Below are 25,542 nucleotides of genomic sequence, written 5' to 3'. Positions count from 1 at the left end.
CGCCGATCATGGTGGTAGGGCGGGAGGCTCCGCTTCCCTTAGGATTGTCGGCATGTCCGAACCGACCGGTGCCGCCCGCAGACGCGGGCCCTTCCAGGTCGGGGACCAGGTCCAGCTGACCGATCCCAAGGGTCGCCACTACACGTTCACGCTCCAGGCCGGGAACCAGTTCCACACCCACAAGGGTGCGTTCCCGCATGACGAGCTGATCGGCGCTCCCGAGGGCACGGTCGTGCGCACCACGGGGAACGTCCCGTACCTCGCGCTGCGTCCCCTGCTCCCCGACTACGTCCTGTCCATGCCGCGCGGCGCCGCCGTGATCTACCCCAAGGACGCCGGCCAGATCCTGGCCATGGCCGACATCTTCGCGGGTGCCCGCGTGATCGAGGCCGGCGTCGGGTCCGGCGCGCTCAGCATGTACCTGCTGCGCGCCGTCGGCGAGCACGGCATGCTGGCCTCCTACGAGCGCCGGCAGGACTTCGCCGACATCGCCCAGGGGAACGTCGAGCGCTACTTCGGCGGCCCGCACCCGGCGTGGAAGCTCACCGTCGGCGACCTCCAGGACAACCTGGTCGAGACCGACGTCGACCGCGTCATCCTCGACATGCTGGCCCCCTGGGAGTGCCTGGACGTCGCCTCCGAGGCGCTCGTCCCCGGCGGCCTCATCTGCTGCTACGTGGCCACCACCACGCAGATGTCCAGGACCGTCGAGGCGCTGCGCGACCACGGCACCTTCACCGAGCCGCAGGCCTGGGAGACCATGGTCCGCACCTGGCACCTGGAGGGTCTGGCGGTCCGCCCGGACCACCGGATGATCGGCCACACCGGCTTCCTGCTCACCGCCCGCCGCCTGGCGGACGGTGTGGAGCCGCCGCTGCGCCGCCGCCGTCCGGCCAAGGGCGCGTACGGCGAGGACTACGACAACGGGGCGCCCGAGCCCACCCTCCAGGAGCGCGCCGCCGCCCGCAAGGCCGCCCGCGACACGGAGACGGAGCAGCCCGACCTGGGCTGAGCCCCGAAACCCACCGCGAAAGGGGTGGTACGAGCACACCGCTCGTACCACCCCTTTCGCATCCCGCCGATCACGGTGTGGGACGATGCTCGCGCACGCAGACCAGCTCCTGGAGCTCTGGAGGGGACGCCTGGTGGAGACCGCGGTCGGGACGACGACGGCGACGGCTGGACAGCGGACACCGCGGAGCCGCTCCGGGCCCGGGCACGCGCGCACCGCCCCCTGGCACTGGGCCGTCGCCCTGGCCGGCTGCGGCGCGGTGGTGGGGGCCGCATTGGCGGCCTCCCCGGCGACCGGCACCCCGGTGCCCGCGCACCCCGTGCCCACGTCCCTCGCGGTGAGCGCGGGCCCCGACCCGGCCCAGGTCCAACTCCCGCTGGACTGCGGCCCGTTCCCGGTCAAGACGGCGCTCAGCGTGTCCGCGCGGCTCGGCGACGGGCGCCCCGCCACGGTGGTCACCGCGCACTGCGCCACCGAGACCGGCACCCCGCCGGACGCCGTCCTGCTGCTCGGCTTCGGCCCGGGCGGGCGCCCGGAGGTGGTGGCCACGCTGCTGACCGAGCGCGAGAACCTCACCGTGAGCCGGATCGCGGTGCGTTCGGACGGCGCCATCACCGGCCACGCGCAGGGGTATTCGAGCGAGGACGTGCCGCGGTTCCGGCCCGACATCTCGGTCGACCTCACCTGGACGCACAGGAGCGGCGGCTGGGATCGCTCCCAGACCGCCGCCCCGCTCTCCGCCGTGTGACGGACCGGCCACCGCGCGGACCGACCACCGCGCGGACCCGCTGATCCGCGGGCCGGCTACTCCGCGTCCGGCCCGTACACCTCGACCCGGTCGGCGACCCGGCGCACGTGGATGCAGTCGCCGGGGCACTCCTTCGCCGAGTCCACCACGTCCTGAAGGATCGTCAGCGACACCGGGGCGGTCTCCCCGGGCTGCTGGCGCAGCTCGTCGTCCGGCCCCTTCACATAGGCCAGCCCGTCGATGTCGAGCTCGAAGACCTCGGGCGCGTACTGCACGCAGATGCCGTCGCCGGTGCACAGATCCTGGTCGATCCACACCTCCAGCTCTTCGGCCGCTGCCGCCGTCTGCTCGGTCACCGACATGGTCCCCTGCCGTTTCTGTCCCGGGTCGCCCCTATTCCTGGAGCAATCCCGCCATTCGTACAACGATCGGACCTCGACTTGTGGTCGCGATCGGATATCACTTCGCTCGACGATACATCTGGCCCGCTTTGGGTGGTGCGCGGTGGGTATCCCCCTTAGCAGAGGGGAAGCACGCTGGGGCGAAGATCGGACACGCCCGTTCCATCTTTCTTGATCTAGGGGTTTACGGACCCCTGGTCCCAGGTAGGGTCTGGAAGCGTCCAGCTCCCCGGAGGAGGTGAGGACCGTGGCAGCCCACGATGACGACTACAACCGCAGCACCGGCAGGCCCGCTCGTGGTTCCGACGAGGCCGCTCAGGTCTCGTACCTTGAGCAGGAAATCGCCGTGTTGCGCCGCAAGCTCGCCGACTCGCCGCGCAATTCGAGGATCCTCGAAGAGCGGATCGTCGAGCTCCAGACCAACCTGGCGGGCGTGACCGCCCAGAACGAACGGCTCGCCTCCACCCTGCGAGAGGCCCGCGACCAGATCGTGGCCCTCAAGGAGGAAGTGGACCGGCTGGCACAGCCCCCGGCCGGCTTCGGCACCTTCCTCGACGCGAACGAGGACGGCACCGCGGACATCTTCACCGGGGGGCGCAAGCTCCGCGTGAACGTCAGCCCGAGCGTCGCCCTCGACGAGGTGCGGCGCGGCCAGGAAGTGATGCTCAACGAGGCCCTCAACATCGTGGACGCGATGGCCTTCGAGAACATCGGCGAGATCGTCACCCTCAAGGAGCTCCTGGAGGACGGCGAGCGCGCCCTGGTGCTGGGGCACACCGACGAGGAGCGGGTGGTGCGCCTCGCCGAACCGCTGCGTGGGCTGACCATCCGGTCCGGGGACGCCCTGCTGCTGGAGCCCCGCTCCGGCTACGTCTTCGAGGTCGTCCCGAAGTCCGAGGTCGAGGAGCTGGTCCTCGAGGAGGTCCCGGACATCGACTACCGCCAGATCGGCGGTCTGAGCAACCAGATCGAGCTGATCCGCGACGCGGTCGAGCTGCCCTACCTGCACGCCGACCTGTTCAAGGAGTACGAGCTGCGCCCGCCCAAGGGCGTGCTGCTCTACGGCCCGCCCGGCTGCGGCAAGACGCTGATCGCCAAGGCGGTCGCCAACTCGCTGGCCAAGAAGGTCGCCGAGGTCACCGGCCGCCCCCAGGGGAAGAGCTACTTCCTCAACATCAAGGGCCCCGAGCTGCTCAACAAGTACGTGGGCGAGACCGAGCGGCAGATCCGCCTGGTCTTCCAGCGGGCCCGGGAGAAGGCGGGCGAGGGCACGCCCGTCATCGTCTTCTTCGACGAGATGGAGTCGCTGTTCCGCACCCGCGGCTCCGGCGTCAGCTCGGACGTGGAGAACACCATCGTCCCGCAGCTGCTCGCCGAGATCGACGGCGTGGAGGGCCTGGAGAACGTCATCGTCATCGGCGCCTCCAACCGCGAGGACATGATCGACCCGGCGATCCTGCGGCCCGGCCGCCTGGACGTCAAGATCAAGATCGAGCGCCCGGACGCCGAGGCCGCGAAGGACATCTTCTCCAAGTACCTCAAGGACTCGCTGCCGTTCCACCCGGACGACCTCAAGGAGCACGACAGCTCCGTCGGGGCCACGGTGGCCGCGATGATCCAGTCGGTGGTGGAGCGGATGTACTCCGAGACCGAGGAGAACCGCTTCCTGGAGGTCACCTACGCCAACGGTGACAAGGAGGTCCTGTACTTCAAGGACTTCAACTCCGGCGCGATGATCCAGAACATCGTCGACCGCGCGAAGAAGATGGCCATCAAGGACTTCCTCGACCACGGTCAGCGCGGTCTGCGCGTCTCCCACCTGCTCGCCGCCTGCGTGGACGAGTTCAAGGAGAACGAGGACCTCCCGAACACCACCAACCCGGACGACTGGGCCCGCATCTCCGGCAAGAAGGGCGAGCGGATCGTCTTCATCCGCACGCTGGTCACCGGCAAGCAGGGCGCCGAGTCCGGCCGCTCGATCGACACTGTCGCCAACACGGGGCAGTACCTGTAAGCACGCGGTTGTCCGGGCCGGCAGCGGTCCCCGGAGCTGTACGCACACCGTCCGGCTGTGGCGCCTCGCGGCCCCGCAGCCGGACGGCGCGTCTCCGGGCCCGCCGCTCGGCGCCGGGTTCTAGGCTCGACCCACCGTCCGCGGGCAGAGGCCCGGCGTCGGTGTTGTTCGGCGGTACGTCAGAGTGCTCCGCCCGTCGGGGGCGGCGCACCGGGCAAGGAGGGCCGCATGACCGTACGGCGCGTGATGGGCATCGAGACCGAGTACGGGATCTCCGTGCCCGGGCACCCCAACGCCAACGCCATGCTCACCTCGTCCCAGATCGTCAACGCGTACGCGGCGGCGATGCACCGGGCACGGCGGGCCCGCTGGGACTTCGAGGAGGAGAACCCGCTGCGCGACGCACGGGGGTTCGACCTGGCCCGCGAGGTCGCGGACGCCAGCCAGCTGACCGACGAGGACATCGGCCTCGCCAACGTCATCCTCACCAACGGGGCCCGGTTCTACGTGGACCACGCGCACCCCGAGTACAGCTCGCCCGAGGTGACCAACCCGCGTGACGCCGTGCTCTGGGACAAGGCCGGCGAGCGGATCATGGCGGCCGCGGCACAACGCGCGCTGGAACTGCCCAACGGGCAGACCATCCACCTCTACAAGAACAACACCGACAACAAGGGCGCCTCCTACGGCACCCACGAGAACTACCTGATGAAGCGGGCGACACCGTTCGCCGACATCGTCCGCCACCTCACCCCGTTCTTCGTCTCCCGCCAGGTGGTCACCGGCGCCGGCCGGGTCGGCATCGGCCAGGACGGCTCCGCGCACGGCTTCCAGATCAGCCAGCGGGCGGACTACTTCGAGGTCGAGGTCGGCCTGGAGACGACGCTCAAGCGCCCGATCATCAACACCCGGGACGAGCCGCACGCCGACGCCGAGAAGTACCGCCGACTGCACGTGATCATCGGGGACGCCAACCTCTCCGAGATCTCCACCTACCTCAAGCTGGGCACCACCTCGCTGGTCCTGTCGATGATCGAGGACTCCTTCATCGCCGCCGACCTCGCGGTGGACCAGCCGGTGCGCACCCTGCACCGGGTCTCCCACGACCCGACGCTCAAGCACCTGATCACCCTGCGCAACGGGCGCCGGCTCACCGCCGTCCAGCTCCAGCTGGAGTACTTCGAGCTGGCCCGCAAGTACGTGGAGGACCGCTTCGGCACCGACGCGGACGAGCAGACGGTGGACGTGCTGGCGCGCTGGGAGGACGTCCTGGGCCGGCTGGAGCGCGACCCGATGTCGCTGTCCCGGCAGCTGGACTGGATCGCCAAGCGGGAGATCCTGGAGGGCTACCGCAGCCGGGACGCCCTGGAGTGGGACAACCCGCGACTGCACCTGGTCGACCTCCAGTACAGCGACGTACGGCCCGAGAAGGGCCTCTACAACCGTCTGGTGGCCCGCGGGCGGTTCGAGCGGCTGGTCACCGAGGACGAGGTGGAGCGGGCCGTCTCCAAGCCGCCGGAGGACACCAGGGCGTACTTCCGCGGTCGCTGTCTGGAGCAGTACGCGGACCACGTCGCGGCGGCCTCCTGGGACTCGGTGATCTTCGACCTGCCGGGCCGGGACTCGTTGCAGCGCGTCCCCACCCTGGAGCCGCTGCGCGGCACCCGCAACCACGTCAAGGAGCTGCTGGACCGCTGCCGCACGGCCGAGGACCTGCTCCGGGTGCTGGCCGGCGGGTAACTTTTCGATCACCATGGGTGAACGTCCGCCGAATGGGAATCATTCGGGGTGGCAGCGGGTGTTGGACAGGAAGCGCCACCGGCGAACCGGGAGCGGCAGTCGCACCTTGTGTATAGGGTCGGTGCAGCAAGCAACGACCGAACCGTGCCAGACGAATCGAGCGGGGTGAGGGAAATGGCGAGCAAGGACACCGGCGGCGGCCAGCAGCGGGCAAACCGTTCCTCCGAGGAGGTCGAGGAGCAGGCCGCGGAAAGCCAGAATTCCGACGACCTCAAGGAGCGCCAGGAAAAGCTGAGCGACGACGTCGACGCGGTGCTGGACGAAATCGACGAGGTCCTCGAGTCGAATGCCGAGGATTTCGTGCGCGGATTCGTCCAGAAGGGCGGGCAATAGCCCGCACCCGGGCATTCCGAATTCACGGTCGCGACCGTCCGGGGCGGCCGGGCGGCGAGCACCGCCCGGCCGTCCGGCACCGGCCCCTCCACCCGTGGACAGTGATCGTCGGGCGGGTAGGGTGCGGGCAGCGCGCGCTTCAAGCTACCTGGAAGGAATCGTGTGGAAGCCAACACTCGTGGCACCGGGCGTCTACCGGCTGCCTTCCTGACCCCGGGGTCGTCCTCGTTCATCGACTTCCTCGCCGAGCACAAGCCGGAGCTGGTCCCCGGTCGCCGCGGGCTCCCCGAGGGCGCCGTGGTCGAGGCCCCGCACGGGACCACGATCGTGGCCGCGACCTTCGACGGCGGCGTGGTGATCGCGGGTGACCGCCGGGCCACGATGGGCAACGTGATCGCCCAGCGCGACATGGAGAAGGTGTTCCCGGCCGACGAGTTCAGCGCGGTCGGCGTGGCCGGCACCGCGGGCCTCGCGATCGAGATGGTCCGGCTGTTCCAACTGGAGCTGGAGCACTACGAGAAGATCGAGGGCACCACGCTCTCCCTGGAGGGCAAGGCCAACCGGCTCACCACCATGATCCGGGGCAACCTGGGCATGGCGATGCAGGGCCTCGCGGTGGTGCCGCTGTTCGCCGGCTACGACCTGGACCTCGGCCGCGGCCGGATCTTCAACTACGACGTCACCGGCGGGCGGTCCGAGGAGCGCGGCTTCACCGCCACCGGCTCCGGCTCGGTCTTCGCACGCGGCTCGATGAAGAAGCTCTACAGCGAGGGGCTGACGGCCGACCAGGCCGTCACCATGGTCGTCCAGGCGCTGTACGACGCGGCCGACGACGACTCCGCCACCGGCGGCCCGGACCTCGCCCGCAAGATCTTCCCGATCGTCTCGCTGATCACCGAGGACGGCTTCCGCCGACTCACCGAGGCGGAGGTCACGGAGGTCGCCGTCGCCATCACCGACGAGCGCCTGGCCCGGCCCAACGGCCCGCAGGCCCCGCTGATCTAGGGGGTGTCCTGTGGATCTAGGCGGACCCGGCTGAGTTCCACAGGACACTCCCCACGCCACCACCTCACAGGAAAGGGACGACCGCCGGTGTCGACACCGTTCTACGTCTCACCCCAGCAGGCCATGGCGGACCGCGCGGAGTACGCCCGCAAGGGCATCGCGCGCGGCCGCAGCGTGGTCGTGCTCACCTACGCCGACGGCATCGTCTTCGTCGCGGAGAACACCTCCAGGGCGCTCCACAAGGTCTCCGAGATCTACGACAAGATCGCCTTCGCGGCGGTCGGCCGCTACAACGAGTTCGAGAACCTGCGCATCGGCGGCGTCCGCTACGCCGATCTGCGCGGCTACTCCTACGACCGGGCCGACGTCACGGCCCGGGGCCTGGCCAACGTGTACGCCCAGACCCTGGGCACCATCTTCTCCTCGGTCGGCGAGAAGCCGTACGAGGTCGAGCTGATCGTGGCCGAGGTCGGCCGCACCTCCGACAACGACCAGATCTACCGGCTCACGCCGGACGGCTCGGTCGTGGACGAGAAGAACTACGTGGTGGTCGGCGGCAACGCCGACTCGATCGGCAACTACCTGGGCCAGCGCCACCGGGCCGGCCTGAGCCTCACCGAGGCGGTGAAGGTCGCGGTGGACTCGCTCGCCCGCGACCCCAACGGCGGCAGCCCGCGCAGCCTCACGCCGGAACAGCTGGAGGTCGCGGTCCTCGACCGCCAGCGGTTCCAGCAGCGCAAGTTCAAGCGGATCCTGGGCAACCAGCTGGGCCGGCTGCTCGACGGGGACCAGTCCGCCGAGGCGGACGACGACGACAACCCGGCGGACGGCACGCCGGTGTAGCAGTACCTGTGGAGTTCCGTACGGCGGCCCCGCCGCCGTCGTGCGGGACTCCGGTGCCCCTGCGGCGGCCCAGCCGTCGTGGAGGCGGTTTCGGACAGCTCCGACAGAGAATGGAGTGCTCATGGACCGCCGGATTTTCGGGCTGGAGAACGAGTACGGCGTGACCTGCACGTTCCGCGGGCAGCGGCGGCTGTCGCCGGACGAGGTCGCGCGGTACCTGTTCCGCCGGGTCGTCTCCTGGGGCCGAAGCAGCAACGTCTTCCTGCGCAACGGCGCCCGCCTCTACCTCGACGTCGGCTCCCACCCCGAGTACGCCACCCCCGAGTGCGACGACGTCGTCGAGCTGGTGACGCACGACAAGGCCGGCGAGCGGATCCTCGAAGGCCTCCTGGTGGACGCCGAGCGGCGGCTGCACGAGGAGGGCATCGCGGGGGACGTCTACCTCTTCAAGAACAACACCGACTCGGCCGGGAACTCCTACGGCTGCCACGAGAACTACTGTGTGGCCCGGCACGGCGAGTTCTCCCGGCTCGCCGACGTGCTGATCCCGTTCCTGGTCACCCGGCAGCTGATCTGCGGCGCGGGCAAGGTGCTCCAGACCCCGCGCGGCGCGGTGTTCTGCGTCAGCCAGCGGGCCGAGCACATCTGGGAGGGCGTCAGCTCCGCCACCACCCGTTCGCGCCCGATCATCAACACCCGGGACGAGCCGCACGCGGACGCCGAGCGCTACCGCCGGCTGCACGTGATCGTCGGCGACTCCAACATGTCCGAGACCACGACGCTGCTCAAGGTCGGCTCCACCGACCTGGTGCTGCGGCTGATCGAGGCCGGCGTGGTGATGCGCGACCTCACCCTGGAGAACCCGATCCGGGCGATCCGCGAGGTCAGCCACGACCTCACCGGCACCCACCAGGTGCGGCTCGCCAACGGCCGGGAGGCCAGCGCGCTGGACATCCAGGAGGAGTACTACACGAAGGCCCTGGAGTTCGCGGACCGCAAGGGCATCAACACCGGCACCGTCGGCCGGGTGCTCGACCTGTGGGGCCGCACCCTGGAGGCCGTCCGCACCGAGCGGCTGGACGGGGTGGCCCAGGAGATCGACTGGATCATGAAGTACAAGCTCATCGAGCGCTACCGCGAGAAGCACGGGATGAGCATGTCCAACCCGCGGGTGGCCCAGATCGACCTCGCGTACCACGACATCCACCGCCGCCGCGGCCTGTTCTACCTGCTCCAGGGCAAGGGCCAGGCGCAGCGGGTGACCACCGACCTCAAGACCTTCGAGGCCAAGTCGATCCCGCCGCAGACCACCCGGGCCCGGCTGCGCGGGGACTTCATCCGCCGGGCGCAGGAGCAGCGCCGGGACTTCACGGTGGACTGGGTGCACCTGAAGCTGAACGACCAGGCGCAGCGCACGGTGCTGTGCAAGGACCCGTTCCGCTCGGTGGACGAGCGGGTGGAGAAGCTGATCGCGGGGATGTAGTGGAGGCGGTGTGATCGAGGCCTTGTGATCAAGGCGGTGGCCGGCCCCGGTGGTGTCTACCGGGGCCGGACGCGTGCCGGGCATACGCTGTCCGTCGAGTCAGGAGAGCCGACTTCGACCGACAGTTAGGACCACCGTGCGCCGCACCGCCGGTTTGCTTCTCACCCTGCCGTTGCTGCTCGCGGTCGCCTGCAGCAGTTCCCCCAAGGCGGCCGGCCCGGCGACGCCGTCCACGGCGAGCGCCGCCCCGACGGTCCCCGCGCCGGTCGCGGAGGCGTCGCCGATGCCCACTCTTTCGGGTGGCGGATTCGGCAGCAAGGCCACCATCACCATTCCCGAGGGCCAGCAGCCCAGCGGCCAGTTCGTGGTGAACACGGTCATCGAGGGTGAGCGGGCGACCGTCAACAAGGGCGACTGGGTGACGGTCAACTACACCGCCAAGGACTGGACCACCGGCAAGGACCTGCCGAGCTCGTACGACGCCAACGGCAAGCCGCAGCTCTACCAGGCGGGCAGCGGGCAGCTGGTGCCGGCGCTGGACCAGAGCGTGATCGGCAAGAAGGTGGGCTCCCGGCTGCTGGTGGTGGCCCCGCCGGAGGCGGCCTTCGGCGAGCAGGGCTCCAGCCAGCTTGGCGTCAGCAAGGGCGACACCGTGGTGTTCGTGCTGGACATCATGGAGAGCCTGCCGCCGGACTCCACGCTCACCGGGACGATGACCGAGCCGCCCGCGACGCTGCCGCAGGTCAAGGACAACGGCAAGGCGCCGGTGACGATCACGATCCCGGAAGGACAGGCCGCGCCCACCGACCTCCAGCAGGCGGTGCTGATCAAGGGCGAGGGCAAGCAGGTCAAGAGCGGGCAGACCCTGGTGGTGCAGTACACCGGAGTGCTGTGGGCCAACGGCCAGCAGTTCGACTCCTCCTGGACGCACGGCGGCGCGCAGGCGGTGCAGATCGGCACCGGCAGCGTGATCGAGGGCTGGGACAAGGGCCTGGTCGGGCAGAACGTCGGCAGCCGGGTCCTGCTGGTGGTCCCGCCGGCGCTCGGCTACCAGGACAAGGCGCAGGGCTCGGTGCCGGCGAACTCGACGCTGGTCTTCGTGATCGACATTCTCGAAGCGGTCTAGGAACTCACCCAGGGGATTCCGTACGCTTGGGCGGACGCTCGTACAGCGAAGCGTCCGCCCTCATCCTGAGCTGTCATACTGCCCACGCACTGTGGCAGGCGCCGCCCGGTGCCGAGGTCCGGGCGGGCGGTGCGACATCAGGCCGGCGTGCCCACGCCGGACGCAGACCTGGAAGACCTCGTGGCGAGATGGATGGGGAGTCATGACTGAGAAGACGCCGAGCCCGGGCGGGGCCGGTACCGCGGCGAACGACAGCTCTGCGGGTGACCCGGCCGCCTCCCGTCCCGGCGGCCCGGTCGGCGGGGACCGCGAGTCGATCGTCGTCCCCCCGGCGATCCTGGCGCAGCAGGCCGGCTGGGCGCAGCCCGGCGAGGCGCCGCGCCCCGCGGGCGGGACCAGGACGGACGACGACGCCCCGCAGATCTTCGCCTCCAACGTGCGCAAGACCGACAGCTCGGAGGCCGGGTACGACGAGAACCCGCCCGGTGTCGGCAAGCTGGGCGTGATCCTCGGTACGGTGCTGGCGCTGCTGCTGGTCGGCAGCGGCATCACGCTCTACGTGGTGAACAAGGACGGCTCCAAGGACAGCGCCGCGGCCAAGCCGGACGCGGCCAAGAGCGCGCCGCCCACGCCGACCGCCGAACCGGTGCCGCCGATCAAGGACAGCGCCAAGGTGCTGCCGACGGTCGCCGGGGACTTCGGCAAGAAGGCCGAGATCCAGGTGCCGGGCGAGGCCTCCGACGGCTCCTTCGTCGTCAAGGTGCTCACCGAGGGCACCGGCGCCAAGGTGGAGAAGAACTCCTGGGCCTCGGTCGACTACACCGCCAAGGACTGGAACACCGGCAAGGACATCCCGAGCTCGTACGACGCCGACGGGAAGCCGCAGATCTTCCAGGCCGGCACCGACGCGCTGATCCCGGCCCTGGACCAGGCCGTGATCGGCAAGAAGGCCGGCAGCCGGCTGCTGGTGGTGGCCCCGCCGGCCGCCGCGTTCGGCGCCCAGGGCAAGGCCGACATGTCGATCGGCCCCAAGGACGACCTGATCTTCGTGATCGACGTCCGCAACGCCAACGCGCCCGACGCCGTGGTGAGCGGAACCGTCACCCCGCCGCCGGCGGACTTCCCGCAGGTCAAGGACAACGGCAAGAAGCCGGCCGAGATCACCCCGGTGGCCGGCGCGAAGGACCCGACCGAGCTGAAGTCGCACGTCCTGATCAAGGGCACCGGGCCGAAGGTGGAGAAGGGCGAGAAGGTCGTCGTCCAGTACACCGGCGCGCTGTTCTCCAGCGGCAAGGTGTTCGACTCCTCGCTCAGCAAGGGCCAGGCGTTCACCTTCCCGGTCGGCGGCGGCCAGGTCATCCAGGGCTGGGACCAGGGCCTGGAGGGCCAGACCGTCGGCAGCCGGGTCGAGCTGGTGATCCCCGCCTCGCTGGGCTACGGCGACAAGGGCCAGGGCGACATCCCGCCCGGCGCGACGCTGGTCTTCGTGGTGGACATCCTCGACGCGGGTCAGGGCTGATCCACTTTCGGGTGACAATGGTGTACGTGTGACCTCCGGGTCCGGCCGCGTGGCCGGACCCGGACGGGCGGCGGGCGCCCGTACCGTGGTCCGGGAAGAACGGACCGGGTGCGGGCGCCCGCCGCTTGGTCGTGACAGCAGAGCGAATGTGAGAAGAGGGACTGTGAGCGTCAACCTCAACGAGAAGCCCGAGATCGACTTCCCGATCGGCGACGCCCCGACGGAGCTGCAGATCCGCGACATCGTCGTCGGTGACGGCGAGGAGGCCAAGCGGGGTCAGAACGTCAGCGTCCGCTACGTCGGTGTGACCTTCGAGACCGGCGAGGAGTTCGACGCGAGCTGGAACCGGAGCCCCAACGAGTTCCGCTTCCCGCTGGGCGGCGGCCGCGTCATCAAGGGCTGGGACCAGGGCGTCGTCGGCATGAAGGTCGGCGGCCGCCGCGAGCTGACCATCCCGGCGCGCCTGGCGTACGGCAACCAGTCGCCGACGCCGCTCATCCCGGCCGGCTCGACCCTGATCTTCGTGGTCGACCTGCTGGCGGTCTGAGCCTGCTCGCGCCGTGGGCCGGACCCCTCCGGGGGCCCGGCCCACGGGCATGTCCGGGGGTGTTCGGGGATGCCGCTTTTGCGGTGCGTACCGCTACCGGTACGGTCGGTCCCGCCGGGTGGTGATCGCCCGGTTGGCGCACCCCGCGCTCGGCGCGGCACACCGGAAGGGTCAGCGATGGCGATCGCGAAGGCAGAGCGGCTGATGAATCTCGCCCTGTGCCTGATGAACACCCGACGTCCGCTCTCCAAGAAGGAGCTGCGGGAGTCCATCGAGGCGTACCGCGAGGCCTGGCAGAACGGCAGCGAGGACGCCTTCAACCGGATGTTCGAGCGGGACAAGGACGACCTGCGCGAGCTCGGCCTGGTGATCGACGTCGACGAGAGCACCCTGGACGGCGAGCTCGGCTACCTGGCCCGCGCCGACCGCAACCGGCTGCCCGAGATCGCCCTCGACGCCGAGGAGGCGGCCGCGCTGACCCTGGCCGCCCGGGTCTGGCAGCAGGCCAAGATGTCCGGTGCGGCCAGCGGCGCCCTGCAGAAGCTGCGCGCGGCCGGGGTGCCGTTCGCCGAGGCCGAGGGCCGCACCGCCCTGGAGCCGCGCATCCCCGCCCGGGAGGCCGCGTTCGAGCCGCTGCTCACCGCCGCCCGGGACCGCCGTCCGGTCTCCTTCGAGTACCGCAAGGCCGGCGCCGCCGCCGCTGAGCAGCGCAGCGTCGAGCCGTGGGCGCTGGAGTGCTGGCGCGGGCACTGGTACCTGGCCGGGTACGACCGCGACCGCGGCGACGCCCGGGTGTTCCGGCTCAGCCGGATCACCGGCAAGGTGAAGGCGAGGTCCGGGGCGTTCCTCGGCACCGTGCCCGAGCACGTGGACGTCCGGGCCACCGTGGCGAAGTTCGCGGGGGAGGGGGCCACCGCCACCGCGACCGTCCGGGTCCGCCGGGGCGCCGGCTTCCCGCTGCGCACCAAGGCGCTGGGCAGCACCCGGGTGGACGAGGCCTGGGACGAGCTGGAGATCCCGTACGGCAACGGGCTGGGCGCGGACCTGGCCGAGTTCGGGCCGGACGTGCTGGTGCTCGGGCCGGAGGAGCTGCGGGCGGATGTGGTCGACCGGCTGCGGGCGGTCGCGGGTATCGAGGGAGAGCGGCCGTGAGTAATGCCATCGACCAGACGCGACGGATGCTGTCGCTGGTCACCTACCTGCGCGAGCGGCCCGGGGCCGAGGTCGCCGAGGTGGCCCGGGCGTTCGGGATCAGCGAGCGCGAGCTGATCGCGGACCTCAACGTGCTGCCGATGTGCGGCACCAGCTTCCGCGGCGGCGACCTGCTCGACATCGACACCGACGGCGAGCGGATCTGGTGGCACAACGTCGACGACGTGGCCCAGCCGTTGCGGCTGGCCGCCGACGAGGCGACCGCGCTGCTGGTGGCCGCCCGCGCGGTGGCCGGGCTGCCGGGCCTGCGGGCCGGGGACCGGGAGGCGCTCACCCGGGCCGTCGCCAAGATCGAGAACGCGGCCGGGGAGAGTGCCGAGGGCAGCGCCCGGGTCGGCGTGACCTTCGAGGCGGAGAGCCACGTGTTCGCCGACATCGACCGCGCGCTCAGCGAGGGCCGCCGGCTCTGGCTGCGCTACTACTCGCACGGGCGCGGCGGGATGACCGAGCGCGAGGTGGACCCGATCCGGCTGCTCACCGAGGGCCACACCTACCTCGAGGCCTGGTGCCGCACCTCCGAGGACCACCGGATGTTCCGGCTCGACCGGGTCGCCGAGATCCGCGTCCTGGACGTCCCGGCCGACCCGCCCCGGCGCGAGCCCCGCGACCTGAGCGGCGGGCTGGTCAACCCGGCGGCGGACGACCCCGAGGTGGTCGTCGAGGTCTCCTCCGGGGGGCGCTGGGTGGCCGAGTACTACACCCACGACCGGGCCGAGGAACTGCCCGACGGCGGGCTGCGGATCACCCTGCGCAGCGCCGACCCCTCCCAGCTGCGCCCGCTGGCGCTGCGGCTGGGCCGGGACGGCCGGATCGTCTCGCCGCCCGAACTGGCCGAGCAGGCGCGCTCGGCCGCGCGGGAGGCGCTGGCCGCCTACGGGGAGGGGCGGGCCTGAGCGGTGGAACCCGGGACCAGATTCAAGGTGTACTGCTCCGAGTGCCGGGAGAAGGTGGAGCTCCCGGCCGAGGACTTCCGCCTGACCCTCGGTCGCACCCCGGCCCAGGCGCACTACAGCTTCGGCTGCCCGCGGTGCGGTGCGGCGGTGCGCAAGCCGGCCGGGGAGAAGATCGTCGAGGCGCTCACCGGGGCCGGGGTGCGCACCATGCGGCTCGTCCCGGCGGAGGGGTGACCCCCGTATAGGGTGGGCGCATGTCCTGGATGCTCGTCGCCGCCGTCCTGCTCGCCACCGCGGGCCTGCTGGTCCTCGGGGTCCTCGCGATCCGGCTCTGGCTGGACGTGCGGGCGCTGGCCGAGGGCGTGGACCGGGCCTCGCGGGCGCTGGCCGCGGCGGCCGAGGACCTGGCGGACGCGATGCCGGCGGCGAACGCCCCGGCGGCGGAGAGGGTCCCGGCCGCCTAGCACGGCGCGGCTCCGGGTGGTACGGGGGCTGCTGCGCGCGGGTGGGGGCGGGTTACGCTCTCAGTTGGCTCCTGAACCGCGTACCGGGGGCCGCTGTCCTGTTCGGGCGGCCGTCGTCGTGGCGTCATCCGCAGCGGTTACCATCCGCAGCGGACGGCCCGTCGGGCCGCCATGACTGAAGGTGGTCGCGCATGCGCATCTCGCCGACCGCGATCGTGGTGATCGTGGTTCTCGCCATCCTGCTGTTCGGAGCCAAGCGGCTGCCCGACCTGGCGCGCTCGCTGGGCAAGTCGATGCGGATCCTGAAGAGCGAGGCCCAGGCGATGCGTTCGGACGGCCGGTCCGAGCAGTCGAGCCCGCCCGCCCGGGCAGCGGCCCCGGTCGACGGTGCCGCGGGCCGGACCATCCAGTCCGCTCCGGGCGCTTCGGCCACGGCCCGTCCGGTGAACGAGCCCGCCGCCGGGGCCTCCGCGCCCGACGGCGACCGCCCGCACTGAGCGCGGCGCACGTGAGGCAGCTGACGCACGCCGCGCGCACGACGTGCGGGAGGCGCGCGACCACGGAGGCCCGTCGACCGGCGGGCCCCGACGCACGAGTTGAGGACCGGGGTTGAGCAAGCTCTCCAAGGCGCCGAAGGCGTCAAAGGATCCTGAGGGGCGGATGGCCCTCGCCGACCACCTGCGGGAACTGCGCAACCGCGTGGTCAAGTCGGTCCTGGCGATCGTGCTGTTCGCGATCGTCGCGGCGATCTACCACAAGCAGATCGAGCACTTCCTGCTCCAGCCGCTGCCGCAGTGCAACACCAGGGTCGACGCGGACCAGTACCACGGGCGCTGCGCCCAGGTGTCCAACATCGGCCTCACCGCCGGTTTCAACTGGATGCTGAAGGTCGCGCTGACCGCGGGCGTGGTGGCGGCCGTCCCGGTCTGGCTGTACCAGGTGTGGGCCTTCGTGGCGCCCGGCCTGCACAGGAACGAGAAGAAGTACGCGGTCATCTTCATGGCGTGCGGCGCCCCGCTGTTCCTGGCGGGCGTGGCGGCCGCGATCATGGTCATGCCGACCATGGTCGAGATGCTGATCTCGTTCACTCCGAGCGACACCACGCCGATCCTGCCGCCCGAGGACTACTTCGACATCGCCACCCGGATGGTGCTGGTCTTCGGCCTCGCCTTCGAGTTCCCGCTGCTGCTGGTGATGCTCAACCTGGTCGGCATCGTGACCGGCAAGCGGCTGCTCAGCTGGTGGCGCGGGATGGTCATGGCGATCACCGTGTTCGCCGCGTTCGCCACTCCGGGCGCCGACCCGTTCAGCATGCTGCTGCTGTCGATGCCGATCTGGGCGCTGTACTTCATCGCGGTGGGGATCGCGCTCTTCAACGACAAGCGCAAGGCGCGCCGCAACCCGGACGCCGGGCTGGACGACGAGGAGGCCTCGCACGTGGACCTCTCGGTGCAGCCGGTGGCCGGTGCGGAGTCCGTCCGGGCCTCGGCGACCCCGGCGGCCGGTGCGTCGGTGCCGGCGTCCCGTCGCGAGGAGATGGACGACATCACCTGAGCCGGTAGGGCTTGAGGGAGCCCCGGTCCGCCGTTCTGCCGAGCGGTGGGCCGGGGCTCCCCGCCGTTCCGGCCTTTCCGCTGGTGGGGGTGGTCCCGGGTTTCGGCGGGGCGGTCTTGGCAGGTCGCATGGCATGTGACATATTACTGCCGTGCTGAAGACCGAGAGACCTCCCCTGGACGTCGTCGTGGTCGGCGCCGGTGTGGTCGGCGCCGCCTGCGCCTACTACGCCGCCCGCGCCGGGCTCGCCGTCGCCGTCGTGGACCGCGGCCCGGTGGCCGGTGGCACCACCGGCGCGGGCGAGGGCAACCTGCTGGTCTCCGACAAGGAGCCCGGCCCCGAACTCGACCTCGCCCTGCTCAGCACCCGGCTCTGGCGCGAACTCGCCGAGCGGCTCGGCCCCGCGATCGAGTACGAGCCCAAGGGCGGCGTGGTGGTCGCCTCCACCGCCGCCGGGCAGGACGCGCTGCGGGCCTTCGCCGCCGGGCAGCGGACCGTCGGGGTCGAGGCCGAGGAGGTGCCCGGCGAGCGGCTGCGCGAGCTGGAGCCGCACCTGGCCGAAGGCCTGGCCGGCGGCTTCCACTACCCGCAGGACGCCCAGGTCCAGCCCGCCCTGGCCGCCGCCCACCTGCTGCGCGAGGCCCGCCGGATGGGCGCCGAGCTGATCACCGGGGAGAGCGTCACCGCCGTCGACCGCGGCCCGGACGGCGCCGTGCGCGGCGTGCGGACCGACCGGCGGAGCCTGGCCGCCGCCGCCGTGGTGAACGCGGCCGGCACCTGGGGCGGCGAGATCGCCGCGCTGGCCGGAGTGCACCTGCCGGTGCTGCCCCGGCGCGGCTTCGTGCTGGTCACCGAGCCGCTGCCGCGGGTCGTGCGGCACAAGGTCTACGCCGCCGACTACGTGGCCAACGTGGCCAGCGGATCGGCCGGGCTGGAGACCTCCGCCGTGATCGAGGGCACCCCGGGCGGGCCGGTGCTGATCGGTGCCAGCCGGGAGCGGGTCGGCTTCGACCGCACGCTCTCCCAGGAGGTGCTGAGCCGGCTCGCCGCCCAGGCCGCCGCGCTGTTCCCGGTGCTCGCCGACGTCACCGTGATGCGCACCTACCGGGGCTTCCGCCCGTACCTGCCGGACCACCTGCCGGCCATCGGCGCGGACCCCCGGGTGCCCGGGCTCTACCACGCCTGCGGGCACGAGGGGGCCGGCATCGGGCTGGCCCCGGCGACCGGGCTGCTGATCAGCGAGCAGCTCACCGGCAAGCGGCCGGAGCTGGACCTCGCACCGTTCCGGGCGGACCGCTTCCCGGCCGGGTGAGCGCCGGCCCGCCATCGCCACACATGAGATTCCGTCCAGGATTGGAGAAGCCGCCGATGCGCCGCCGCACCCCCGCCGGGCTGGTCCAGGCCGAGCCCGGGCCCGCCCACCACATCGAGTTCGACGGGCGGCCCGTCCCCGCGCTGCCCGGGCAGTCGATCGCCGCCGCGCTCTGGGCCGACGGCGTGCTCGCCTGGCGCACCACCCGGGTCGGCGGCAAACCGCGCGGGGCGTTCTGCGGGATCGGCGCCTGCTTCGACTGCCTGGCCACCGTGGACGGCCGCCCCAACCAGCGCACCTGCCTGCTCCCCGCGGAGCCCGGCACCACCGTCACCACCCAGGAGGGCCACGGCCGTGCCGACCTCGCCGTCTGACGCCCACGACAGCCAGCCGTACGACCTCGTGGTGGTCGGCGCCGGCCCGGCCGGGCTGGCCGCCGCCGTCACCGCCGCCGACCTCGGGCTGCGCTGCGCCCTGCTGGACGGCGGGCGGAGCACCGGCGGGCAGTACTACCGCCACCCGGCGCCCGGCCTGGGCGCGGCGCGGCCGGACCGGCTGCACCACCACTGGTCCGCCTACACCGGCCGGGCCGACCGGCTCGACGCGCACGAGCGCGCCGGGCGGGCCGCCTTCCTGGCCGGGCACCAGGTCTGGGCCCTGGAGCGCACCGGGGACGGCTTCGCGGTGCACGTCACCCGCGGGCCGGAGAGCACCGACCGGGCCACCGTCCGGTCCCGGTCGGTGCTGCTCGCCACCGGCGCGTACGAGCGGCAGCTGCCGTTCCCCGGCTGGACCCTGCCCGGGGTCGTCACCGCGGGCGGCGCCCAGGCCATGCTCAAGGCCGGGCTGGTGCTGCCCGGGAAGCGGATCGTGGTGGCCGGCAGCGGCCCGCTGCTGCTCGCGGCCGCCTCCTCGCTGGTCACCGCCGGGGCCGAGGTGCCCGCCGTGGTCGAGGCGACCGCCTACCTCGGGTACGCGCGGCACCCCGGCGTGCTGGCGGGCGTGCCCGGCAAGCTGGTCGAGGGTGCCGGGCACGGCGGGGCGCTGCTGCGCCACGGCGTGCGGCTGCGCCCGCGCAGCGCGGTGGTCGAGGCGCACGGGACGGACCGGGTCACCGGTGTCACGGTGGCCCGGCTGGACGCCGACTGGCGGCCGGTGCCCGGCACCGGGCGGCGGATCGACTGCGACGCGCTCGCCGTCGGCCACGGCCTGCTGCCGCAGATCGACCTGGCCACCGAGCTGGGTGCGCGGACCGTGACCGGGCCGGACGGCGCGGTCGCGCTGGAGGTCGACGCCCGGCTGCGCACCAGCGTGCCCGGCCTCTGGTCCGCGGGGGAGACCAATGGCGTCGGCGGCGCGGACCTCGCGCTCGCCGAGGGCGAGCTGGCCGCGTACGCGGTGGCCGGGCAGCGGCCCGCGGCCGCGCTGATGCGCCGCCGCTCGCGGCTGCGGGCCTTCGCCGACCTGATGGCCGCCGCCCACCGGCCGGGCTCCGGCTGGACCGGCTGGCTGCGTCCGGACACCGACGTCTGCCGGTGCGAGGAGGTGCCGGTCGAGGCGATCCGGGAGGCCGTCGAGGACCTGGGTGCGGGCGATCCGCGCACCGTCAAGCTGCTCACCCGGGCCGGGATGGGCTGGTGCCAGGGCCGGATGTGCGGTCCGGCCGTGGCCTGCCTGGCCGGTTCGGGTGAGCCCGGGCCCGACCGCCGCCCGCTGGGCTGCCCGGTGCCGCTCTCCCAGCTGGCGGCGGGGCCCACCCCGGAGTCGTAACGGGCCCGCCGTCGAACGGCGGGCCGGGGACCTTGTCTCCGGCCCGTCCGCTCTTGTAAAATGTCACACCTCATCAAGGAGCTCATGTGTCCATCACCCAGCACGACACCAACCGTCCCTGGCGCGGCGTCATGGTCGCCACCACGCTCCCGCTGCGCCCGGACCACTCCGTCGACTACGACGCCTACGCCGAGCACGTCCGCTGGCTGATCGACTCCGGCTGCGAGGGCGTCGTCCCCAACGGCTCGCTGGGCGAGTACCAGACGCTCACCGCCGAGGAGCGCGCCAAGGTCGTCGAGGTCGCCGTCGAGGCGGCCGGCGACGGCTCCCGGGTCATGCCCGGCGTCGCCGCCTACGGCAGCGCCGAGTCCCGCCGCTGGGCCGAGCAGGCCGCCGAGGCCGGCGCCGGCTCCGTCCTGCTGCTGCCGCCGAACGCCTTCCGGGCCGACCACGCCTCGGTGCGCGCCCACTACGCCGAGGTCGCCAAGGCCGGCCTGCCGATCGTGGCGTACAACAACCCGATCGACACCAAGGTCGACCTGGTCCCCCCGCTGCTCGCCCAGCTGCACGCCGAGGGCTCGATCGTCGCGGTCAAGGAGTTCAGCGGCGACGTCCGCCGGGCGTACGAGATCGCCGAGCTGGCCCCCGGGCTGGACCTGCTGATCGGCGCCGACGACGTGCTGCTGGAGCTGGCGCTCGCCGGAGCGGTCGGCTGGATCGCCGGCTACCCGAACGCCCTGCCGGCCGCCTCGGTGGCGCTCTACGACGCCGCCGTCTCCAAGGACCTGGAGAGCGCGCTGCCGCTCTACAAGTCGCTGCACTCGCTGCTGCGCTGGGACTCCAAGACCGAGTTCGTCCAGGCCATCAAGCTCTCCATGGACATCGCCGGGCGCCCCGGCGGCCCGGTGCGCGCCCCGCGCCAGCCGCTCGTCCCGGAGATCGAGGCGGCCGTCCGCGCGGCCACCGAGAAGGCGCTGGCCGACGGCCTGGTCTGACACCGGCGCGAACCCGGGCCTCCGGGCCGGCTGCGGCGGCAGTCGGCCCGGCCCACCCCCCACCATCCGAACCTGTACGGGAGTTGTGACCCATGCGCAGCCGCCACGTGTTCCACGCCGTCGACTCGCACACCGAGGGCATGCCGACCCGGGTGATCACCGGCGGCTTCGGCGTCATCCCCGGCGCCACCATGGCCGAGCGCCGGGTGCACTTCCAGGAGCACCTGGACCACTTCCGCACCCTGCTGATGTACGAGCCGCGCGGCCACGCCGCGATGAGCGGCGCGATCCTCCAGCCGCCGACCCGGCCGGACGCCGACTTCGGCGTGCTCTACATCGAGGTCTCCGGACTGCTGCCGATGTGCGGGCACGGCACCATCGGGGTCGCCACCGTGCTGGTCGAGACCGGGATGGTCCCGGTGGTCGAGCCGGTCACCACCGTGCGGCTGGACACCCCGGCCGGACTCGTGGTCGCCGAGGTGCACGTCGAGGACGGCGCCGCCAAGGCGGTGACCATCCGCAACGTGCCCTCCTACTCGGTCGCCCTGGACCGCAAGATCGAGGTGCCCGGCTACGGCACGGTGACCTACGACCTCGCGTACGGCGGCAACTTCTACGCCATCCTGCCGCTCGCCGAGTTCGGGCTGCCCTTCGAGCGCGAGCGCAAGCAGGAGATCCTGGACGCCGGCCTGGCGATGATGGACGCGATCAACGCGAGCCCGGACCAGCCGGTGCACCCGGAGAACCCGTCCATCCACAGCTGCCACCACGTCCAGCTGCTCGCCCCCGGCTCCACCGCCGAGCACTCCCGGCACGCGATGGCCATCCACCCCGGCTGGTTCGACCGCTCGCCCTGCGGCACCGGCACCTCGGCGCGGATGGCCCAGCTGCACGCGCGCGGCGAACTGCCCCTCGGGCGGGACTTCCGCAACGACTCCTTCATCGGAACCACCTTCACCGGGCGGCTGGTCGAGGAGACCGAGGTGGCCGGGCGGCCCGCGGTGGTGCCCACCGTCACCGGGCGGGCCTGGGTCACCGGCACCGCCCAGTACTTCCTCGACCCGAGCGACCCGTTCCCGGCGGGCTTCCTGCTCTGACCCCTCCTACCTCCTTCGTTCCCCGTACCTCCCTCGAAGGGCTGCTGGCTGTGACCATCACCTCGTACAACCCCGCCGACCCCGCCGACCTCGTGGTCGCCGTCGAGGAGCCCGGCGCCGAGGCCGTGCGGGCCGCCGTCGGGCGGGCCCGGGCGGCGCAGGGCGACTGGCTCGCCGCCGGAGCGGGCGCCCGGTCGGCGGCGCTCGGCCGGATCGCGGACGCCGTGGAGGCGCACGCCCACGAGCTGGCCGCGCTGATCGTGCGCGAGGTCGGCAAGCCGCTGGCCGAGGCGCTCGGCGAGGTCGCCCGCACGGCGGCGATCTGGCGCTACTACGCGCAGGCGCCGTACGCGCCCTCCGGGGCGGTGCACGAGACCGCCGCCGGCCCCGGGCTGCTGCTCACCCGGCGCCGCCCCTACGGGGTCGCCGGGCTGATCGCGCCGTGGAACTTCCCGCTGGCGATCCCGACCTGGAAGGCCGCGCCGGCCCTCGCCGTCGGCAACGCGGTGGTGCTGAAGCCGGCGCCCGAGGCGACGGCCTGCGCGCTGCGGCTGGCCGAGCTGGCCGGGCTGCCCGAGGACGTGTTCACGGTGCTGCCCGGCGGGGCCGAGGAGGGCGCGGCGCTGGTGGAGACCGCGGACGTGATCTCCTTCACCGGCTCGACCGGCGTCGGCCGGGCCGTGGTGCGGGCCGCGACCGAGCGCGGGGTGCCGGTGCAGGCCGAACTCGGCGGGCTGAACGCCGCGCTGGTCCTGCCGGACGCCGACATCGCGCAGGCCGCCGGGCACATCGCCGCGGCCATCGCCGGGTACGCGGGGCAGAAGTGCACCGCCACCAGCCGGGTGATCGCGGTCGGCGCCGCCCACGAGCCGCTGCGCGAGGCGCTGGTCAAGGCGCTGGCGGCGGTCGACGACGCGGTCTGCGGACCGGTGATCAACGCCGCCGCCCGGGAGCGGCTGACCGGCGCCGTCTCCTCGGCCGTCGAGGCCGGGGCGAGCGTGCTCACCGGCGGCCGGGTGCCCGAGCGGGACGGCTGGTACGTCGAGCCGACCCTGCTCGCCGAGGTGCCGGCCGAACACCCGCTGGCCCGCGAGGAGTTCTTCGGCCCGATCGCCGTGCTGCACGCCGCGGCCGACCTGGACGAGGCCATCGCGCTCGCCAACGACACCCCGCACAGCCTCTCCACCTCGGTGCACACCCGCAGCCTGGACGTGGCGCTGGCCGCCGCCGACCGGCTGGACGCGGGCATGATCCGGGTCAACGCCCCGTCCAGCGGCGTCGACTTCCACCTGCCCTTCGGCGGAGCCAAGGGCGCCAGCCACGGCGAGCGCGAGCAGGGCCAGGCGGCCCTGGACTTCTACACCGTCAGCCGGACCGTCAGCGTGCTGCCGGGAGGTGGCGCCTGATGTTCGTCCGCACCGTCGACTACCACACGGCCGGCGAGCCGTTCCGGATCGTGCTGGACGGCGTCCCGCCGATCCCCGGCGACACCGTCGCCGAACGCCGGGCCATCGCGCTCGGCGCGGGCGGCAGCGCGACCGCGCCCCGGCCCAGCGCGCTGGACGACATCCGGCAGCTGCTCGTCCAGGAGCCGCGCGGGCACGCCGGGATGTACGGCGGCTTCCTGGTGCCGCCGGACGACGACGAGGCGCACCTGGGCGTGCTGTTCTGGCACAAGGACGGCTACTCCACCGCCTGCGGGCACGGCACCATCGCGCTCGGCGCCTGGGCCGTGGACTCCGGCCTGGTGCCCGCCCCCGCGGACGGCGTGGCACGGGTGCGGATCGACGTGCCGTCCGGCCGGGTCACCGCCCTGGTGCACCGGGCCGGCGGACACACCACCGGGGTGACCTTCCGCAACGTGCCCAGCCGGGTGACCGCGCTGAAGCTGCCGGTGGAGACCTCGCTCGGCACCGTGGAGGTCGCCGTGGCGCACTCCGGCGCCTGCTACGCCTCGGTGTCCGCGGCCGCCCTCGGGCTCGCCGTGGAACCGGAGCAGCTGCCCGAACTCACCGCCGTGGGGCGGGAGATCAGGGCCGCGCTGGCCGGCGCCGAGGCGGTCGCGCACCCGACGGACGCCCGGCTCTCGGGTGTGTACGGCGTGGTGCTGTACGACGAACTCCCCTCGGTGGACGGGGTGCTGAACCAGCGGAACGTCACCGTCTTCGCCGACGGCCAGATCGACCGCTCGCCCTGCGGCTCCGGCACCTCCGCCCGGCTGGCGGTGCTCGCCGCCGAGGGGCGGCTGGCCCCCGGCGAGCCGCTGCGGCACGAGTCGATCATCGGGACGGTCTTCTCCGGGCGCTTCCTGCCGGGCGGCGACCCGCAGGGCGAGGGCGTGGTCACCGAGGTCGGCGGGGCGGCCTTCCGCACCGGCGAGCACGGCTTCGTCCTGGAGCCGGACGACGAGCTGGGAGCGGGGTTCCTGCTGTGAGCCGGACATCCGAGAGCCGGACCGCTGTGGTTCCGGGCGACCCGAGCCCGACCGCACTGCCCGGTACGGCGGTTGTGCCGCTCCAGTACGCCGTGGCGGGCACCGGCGGAGTCGGGCCCGCCGGTGCGGTGGGGGCGATCGAGCGGGTGCTGCTGGACGGGTTCGACCCGGAGGCGGCACCCGCCCGATCCGCCGTACCGGTGCCCGCCGGGGAACTGCTGATGATGCCGGCCGCCGCCGGGCCGTACGCGGGCGTGAAGATCGCCGGTGTCGCGCCGGCCAACCCGGAGCGGGGGCTGCCCCGGATCACCGGCAGCTACCTGCTGCTGGACGGGCCCACCCTGCAGCCGCTCGCCCTGCTGGACGGCGCCGCGCTCACCGCGCTGCGCACGCCCGCCGTCACCGCGGCCGCGCTGCGGCGGCTGGCGGTGCCGGAGGCCGAGCACCTGGTGCTGTTCGGCTCCGGGCCGCAGGCGTACGGGCACCTGGACGCCCTGCTCGCCGTCCGGCCGCTGCGCCGGCTCACCGTGGTGGCGCGCAACGCCGACCGGGCGCAGGCGCTGGCGGCGTACGGGCGGGAGCTCGGGCTGACGGCCGAGGTCGGCGGTCCGCGGGCGGTCCGCGAGGCGGACCTGGTGGTCTGCTGCACCACCGCGCGCACGCCGCTGTTCGACGGCGCGCTGGTGCCCGCGCACGCGGCGGTGGCCGCGGTGGGCTCGCACGAGCCGGACGCGCGGGAGGTCGACGAGCTGCTGGTCCAGCGGGCCGAGCTGTACGTGGAGGCGCGCACGGTCGCGGGCCGGGAGGCCGGGGACCTGCTGATGGCGGGTGTGGCCGGGCGGCAGCTGTGGAACCTCTCCGAGCTGGTGCGCGGCGACGCGCTGGTGCCGGACGGGCGGCCGCGGTTCTTCAAGAGCGTCGGGATGGCCTGGCAGGACCTGGCCGTCGCGGCGGAGGTGTACCGGGCCGCGTCCTAGCGG

At 72.8% G+C, this 25,542-nt stretch carries 26 protein-coding genes and 1 pseudogene; 26 read left to right on the top strand and 1 reads right to left on the bottom strand.

Going from position 1 to position 25,542, the window contains the following annotated elements:
• The first annotated feature begins 52 nt into the window (after positions 1-52).
• Positions 53-1,012 (top strand): tRNA (adenine-N1)-methyltransferase, encoded by a 960-nt coding sequence (locus ACGFSC_RS09020; RefSeq protein ID WP_359901190.1) that lies wholly within the window; start codon positions 53-55, stop codon positions 1,010-1,012.
• Positions 1,013-1,097: 85 nt separating this feature from the next.
• Positions 1,098-1,760 (top strand): hypothetical protein, encoded by a 663-nt coding sequence (locus tag ACGFSC_RS09015; protein ID WP_359901188.1) that lies wholly within the window; start codon positions 1,098-1,100, stop codon positions 1,758-1,760.
• 56 nt (positions 1,761-1,816) lie between these two features.
• On the opposite strand, the gene ACGFSC_RS09010 is transcribed toward ACGFSC_RS09015, so the two are convergent.
• On the bottom strand, positions 1,817-2,122 hold the full coding sequence (locus ACGFSC_RS09010; RefSeq protein WP_359901185.1) for a ferredoxin: 306 nt from the start codon (positions 2,120-2,122) through the stop codon (positions 1,817-1,819).
• Positions 2,123-2,408: 286 nt separating this feature from the next.
• Between ACGFSC_RS09010 and arc the strand changes: the two genes are divergently transcribed.
• From arc to ACGFSC_RS08890, 24 genes and pseudogenes are all read left to right on the top strand, one after another.
• Entirely contained in the window at positions 2,409-4,175 is a 1,767-nt protein-coding gene (gene arc, locus ACGFSC_RS09005; RefSeq protein ID WP_359901182.1) for a proteasome ATPase, read from the top strand.
• 228 nt (positions 4,176-4,403) lie between these two features.
• Entirely contained in the window at positions 4,404-5,915 is a 1,512-nt protein-coding gene (gene dop / locus ACGFSC_RS09000) for a depupylase/deamidase Dop (protein ID WP_359901180.1), read from the top strand.
• 174 nt (positions 5,916-6,089) lie between these two features.
• Complete coding sequence (locus tag ACGFSC_RS08995; protein ID WP_188299085.1) at positions 6,090-6,308, top strand: ubiquitin-like protein Pup; 219 nt, start codon at positions 6,090-6,092, stop codon at positions 6,306-6,308.
• A 133-nt stretch (positions 6,309-6,441) separates the two neighbouring features.
• A pseudogene (locus tag ACGFSC_RS08990) lies at positions 6,442-6,519 on the top strand (recombination endonuclease VII); the annotation flags it as partial.
• Positions 6,516-7,313 carry a proteasome subunit beta gene (gene prcB / locus ACGFSC_RS08985; RefSeq protein WP_380352913.1) on the top strand — a complete coding sequence of 266 codons (798 nt, stop codon included), beginning with the start codon at positions 6,516-6,518 and terminating at the stop codon, positions 7,311-7,313. The pseudogene ACGFSC_RS08990 and the gene prcB, both read left to right, overlap by 4 nt.
• A gap of 87 nt (positions 7,314-7,400) precedes the next feature.
• Positions 7,401-8,156: a proteasome subunit alpha gene (gene prcA, locus ACGFSC_RS08980; RefSeq protein WP_359901174.1), complete on the top strand. Its 756-nt coding sequence runs from the start codon at positions 7,401-7,403 to the stop codon at positions 8,154-8,156.
• A gap of 121 nt (positions 8,157-8,277) precedes the next feature.
• Positions 8,278-9,639: a Pup--protein ligase gene (pafA, locus tag ACGFSC_RS08975; RefSeq protein ID WP_359901171.1), complete on the top strand. Its 1,362-nt coding sequence runs from the start codon at positions 8,278-8,280 to the stop codon at positions 9,637-9,639.
• A 136-nt stretch (positions 9,640-9,775) separates the two neighbouring features.
• Positions 9,776-10,765 carry an FKBP-type peptidyl-prolyl cis-trans isomerase gene (locus ACGFSC_RS08970; RefSeq protein ID WP_359901168.1) on the top strand — a complete coding sequence of 330 codons (990 nt, stop codon included), beginning with the start codon at positions 9,776-9,778 and terminating at the stop codon, positions 10,763-10,765.
• A 202-nt stretch (positions 10,766-10,967) separates the two neighbouring features.
• Entirely contained in the window at positions 10,968-12,284 is a 1,317-nt protein-coding gene (locus ACGFSC_RS08965) for an FKBP-type peptidyl-prolyl cis-trans isomerase (protein ID WP_359901166.1), read from the top strand.
• Between the two features lie 163 nt (positions 12,285-12,447).
• The gene (locus ACGFSC_RS08960) at positions 12,448-12,831 is read left to right on the top strand and encodes an FKBP-type peptidyl-prolyl cis-trans isomerase (RefSeq protein WP_359901163.1); all 384 of its coding nucleotides are present in this window, start codon (positions 12,448-12,450) and stop codon (positions 12,829-12,831) included.
• A gap of 177 nt (positions 12,832-13,008) precedes the next feature.
• Entirely contained in the window at positions 13,009-13,983 is a 975-nt protein-coding gene (locus ACGFSC_RS08955) for a WYL domain-containing protein (RefSeq protein ID WP_359901160.1), read from the top strand.
• Between the two features lie 26 nt (positions 13,984-14,009).
• Entirely contained in the window at positions 14,010-14,936 is a 927-nt protein-coding gene (locus tag ACGFSC_RS08950) for a WYL domain-containing protein (protein ID WP_359901265.1), read from the top strand.
• Positions 14,937-14,939: 3 nt separating this feature from the next.
• The gene (locus ACGFSC_RS08945; RefSeq protein ID WP_049652006.1) at positions 14,940-15,170 is read left to right on the top strand and encodes a hypothetical protein; all 231 of its coding nucleotides are present in this window, start codon (positions 14,940-14,942) and stop codon (positions 15,168-15,170) included.
• 20 nt (positions 15,171-15,190) lie between these two features.
• On the top strand, positions 15,191-15,400 hold the full coding sequence (locus ACGFSC_RS08940) for a hypothetical protein (protein ID WP_359901157.1): 210 nt from the start codon (positions 15,191-15,193) through the stop codon (positions 15,398-15,400).
• A gap of 191 nt (positions 15,401-15,591) precedes the next feature.
• Positions 15,592-15,897: a Sec-independent protein translocase subunit TatA gene (gene tatA / locus ACGFSC_RS08935; RefSeq protein WP_359901154.1), complete on the top strand. Its 306-nt coding sequence runs from the start codon at positions 15,592-15,594 to the stop codon at positions 15,895-15,897.
• A gap of 163 nt (positions 15,898-16,060) precedes the next feature.
• The gene (gene tatC / locus ACGFSC_RS08930; protein ID WP_392862798.1) at positions 16,061-16,954 is read left to right on the top strand and encodes a twin-arginine translocase subunit TatC; all 894 of its coding nucleotides are present in this window, start codon (positions 16,061-16,063) and stop codon (positions 16,952-16,954) included.
• Between the two features lie 151 nt (positions 16,955-17,105).
• On the top strand, positions 17,106-18,266 hold the full coding sequence (locus ACGFSC_RS08925) for an FAD-dependent oxidoreductase (RefSeq protein WP_359901148.1): 1,161 nt from the start codon (positions 17,106-17,108) through the stop codon (positions 18,264-18,266).
• Between the two features lie 56 nt (positions 18,267-18,322).
• Positions 18,323-18,640 (top strand): (2Fe-2S)-binding protein, encoded by a 318-nt coding sequence (locus tag ACGFSC_RS08920; protein WP_359901145.1) that lies wholly within the window; start codon positions 18,323-18,325, stop codon positions 18,638-18,640.
• The gene (locus ACGFSC_RS08915) at positions 18,621-20,036 is read left to right on the top strand and encodes an FAD/NAD(P)-binding oxidoreductase (RefSeq protein WP_359901142.1); all 1,416 of its coding nucleotides are present in this window, start codon (positions 18,621-18,623) and stop codon (positions 20,034-20,036) included. Before ACGFSC_RS08920 ends, ACGFSC_RS08915 begins: the two co-directional genes overlap by 20 nt.
• Before the next feature lie 131 nt (positions 20,037-20,167).
• Positions 20,168-21,031, top strand: a complete 864-nt coding sequence (locus ACGFSC_RS08910; RefSeq protein ID WP_380352909.1) for a dihydrodipicolinate synthase family protein — start codon at positions 20,168-20,170, stop codon at positions 21,029-21,031.
• Positions 21,032-21,123: 92 nt separating this feature from the next.
• Complete coding sequence (locus ACGFSC_RS08905; RefSeq protein ID WP_359901136.1) at positions 21,124-22,128, top strand: proline racemase family protein; 1,005 nt, start codon at positions 21,124-21,126, stop codon at positions 22,126-22,128.
• Between the two features lie 50 nt (positions 22,129-22,178).
• Positions 22,179-23,534, top strand: coding sequence for an aldehyde dehydrogenase family protein (locus ACGFSC_RS08900; RefSeq protein WP_359901134.1), 1,356 nt, complete (start codon positions 22,179-22,181; stop codon positions 23,532-23,534).
• Positions 23,534-24,562: a proline racemase family protein gene (locus ACGFSC_RS08895; protein ID WP_359901131.1), complete on the top strand. Its 1,029-nt coding sequence runs from the start codon at positions 23,534-23,536 to the stop codon at positions 24,560-24,562. The genes ACGFSC_RS08900 and ACGFSC_RS08895 overlap by 1 nt, the downstream gene beginning before the upstream one ends.
• A complete protein-coding gene (locus ACGFSC_RS08890; protein WP_359901128.1) occupies positions 24,559-25,539 on the top strand; it encodes an ornithine cyclodeaminase family protein in 981 nt (326 codons plus the stop codon). The genes ACGFSC_RS08895 and ACGFSC_RS08890 overlap by 4 nt, the downstream gene beginning before the upstream one ends.
• The last annotated feature ends 3 nt before the right edge of the window (positions 25,540-25,542 follow it).

Origin of the sequence: Kitasatospora sp. NPDC048715, from assembly GCF_043198905.1 — a bacterium.
Classification (GTDB): domain Bacteria; phylum Actinomycetota; class Actinomycetes; order Streptomycetales; family Streptomycetaceae; genus Kitasatospora; species Kitasatospora lactacystinica.
The sequence above is the reverse complement of the archived record's forward strand: the minus strand, read 5'-3'. Positions and strand labels throughout refer to the sequence as shown.